General features: G+C 53.2%; 2 protein-coding genes. Both read right to left on the bottom strand.

Translation table 11 applies throughout. The features are described from left to right. Positions 1-449: response regulator (locus ACYVTD_RS11790; protein ID WP_461247963.1), on the bottom strand; the 449-nt coding region annotated here is incomplete at its 3' end. A 15-nt stretch (positions 450-464) separates the two neighbouring features. Further along, positions 465-2,104: thiamine pyrophosphate-dependent enzyme (locus tag ACYVTD_RS11785; RefSeq protein WP_461247962.1), on the bottom strand; the 1,640-nt coding region annotated here is incomplete at its 5' end.

Below are 2,104 nucleotides of genomic sequence, written 5' to 3'. Positions count from 1 at the left end.
TCGCGGTTTTCCACCATGTCCGCGAGAACAGAAACTATGTTATTTTGAAGCCTGTGTAACTGCTCCGTCCTTTCGCGGATAACCTGATCGATGTCAAGGTGCGTTTTTATGCGGTTTAACAGCACGGGCGCGGAGAACGGCTTTATAACAAAATCCACCGCGCCCATTTCAAAGCCGCGCGCTTCCACGTCCGCGTCCGTTCTGCCCGTCAAAAACATAATGGGAATTTCGCTGTATTGCGCCTTGGACTTAAGTTTTTCAAGCGCTTCAAAGCCGTTCATGTCCGGCATTTCTATATCCAGAAGGATTAAATCGGGAACAACTTTATTCAAAAAAGCGAACATACTTGCCGCTGACGGCATTGTCATAACGCGGTACTGGTCTTCCAGCGCCGACTCTGCCATTGTCAGGTTTGTATCACTGTCGTCAACGACAAATATGGTCTTCATGGCGAAAACTGCGTTTTAGAACGGGCGATCCGCCAAGTATTTGTATTCCTTCCAACCCCTTTCCGCGTGGGCTTTCGCTTTCGCAAGCAGCGCGTCGGCGCGTTCTGGGTTGGCGGCCTTCAAGCTCTTGAACCGCACTTCCTTGTACATAAAGTCTTCGATGCTCATGGTCGGATCCTTCGAGTCAAGCTGGAAGGGATTTTTTCCCTGATCCTTAAGCCTTGGGTCGTAGCGGAACAAAGGCCACAGGCCGCTTGTTACAACCGCCTTGCCCTGATCAAGCCCCTTGCTCATATCGATTCCGTGGTTGATACAGTGCGAGTACGCGATAATAAGCGAAGGCCCGTCGTAAGATTCGGCTTCGCGGAACGCCTTGATTACCTGATTCATATTCGCGCCTAACGAAACTTTTGCCACATAAACATATCCGTAGCTCATCGCTATTGCGCCCAGATCTTTCTTTGTAATGTCCTTTCCCGCGTTGGCGAATTTCGCAATCGCGCCTACGGGCGTCGCTTTGGACATCTGTCCGCCGGTATTGGAGTAAACTTCGGTGTCCATGCACAAAAGGTTTACGTTCTTGCCTGAAGCGATAACGTGGTCCAAGCCGCCGAAACCGATGTCATAAGCCCAGCCGTCGCCGCCAAACGCCCAAATAGAACGTTTTACAAAATAGTCGGCTAACGAAACAAGAAGTTTCGCGGTGGGTTTGGAATCGTTTTTAATGGCGGCTTTAAGCTCGTCGATATTTTTGCGAAGTTCTTCAATCGCCGCTTCGTCGGCCTGGTTGTTGGAAAGAATCTTGTCGATAATGCCGGCCGCGATGCCTTCGCTCTTCGCCTTTTCGGCGATTTCGCGGGCGTGAATGGCGAGCTTGTCGCTTGTAAGACGGAAGCCCATCGCAAATTCAGCGGCGTCTTCGAACAGGCTGTTCGACCATGAAGGACCGCGCCCGTCCGCGCGTTTTGCGTATGGGGTGGTGGGCAGGTTTCCGCCGTAAATTGAGGAACAGCCCGTGGCGTTGGCGATGATCGCGCGGTCGCCGAACAACTGCGACATAAGCTTGACGTAGGGAGTCTCGCCGCATCCGCCGCACGCGCCCGAGAATTCAAACAAGGGGCGCTTGTAGGCGAGGGCTTTCGCCGTGGTAAGCTCTGCGTGGGGCGTTTCGGGCAATGAAAGGAAGTAATCCCAAACGGCGACCTGTTCGGCGTGGAACACGTGATCGTCGGCGTAGGATTTCCATGTAAGGGCGGTCGGCTTGCTCGTGTCTTTGCACACGGGGCAGATATTTAAACAGGCGCCGCAGCTGTAACAGTCTTCGCAGGCGATAACGAGAGTCGCCTTCTGGCCCGCGACCGCCTTCGGTTTAACTTCGGCGGTTTGGAATCCTTTCGGCGCTTTCGCTACTTGATCGTCGGTAAGATTTTTCATGCGCATACAGGCGTGCGGACAAACGACCGTACAGTTACCGCACTGTATACAGACTTCCGGATTCCAAATTGGAACGCGCTCCGCGACCGAGCGTTTTTCGTACTGTGTGGTCGCGGTCGGGAAAACTCCGTCTTCCGGAAGTTTGCTGACGGGCAGGGTGTCGCCTTCCTGTATCGACATGGTTCCAAGCACGTCCCTGATCCATGGATCCTTCGCTGTTT

Source organism: Treponema sp. R6D11 (assembly GCF_054786075.1).
Note: the sequence above shows the minus strand (reverse complement) of the source record. Positions and strands in the feature narration are given on the sequence as shown.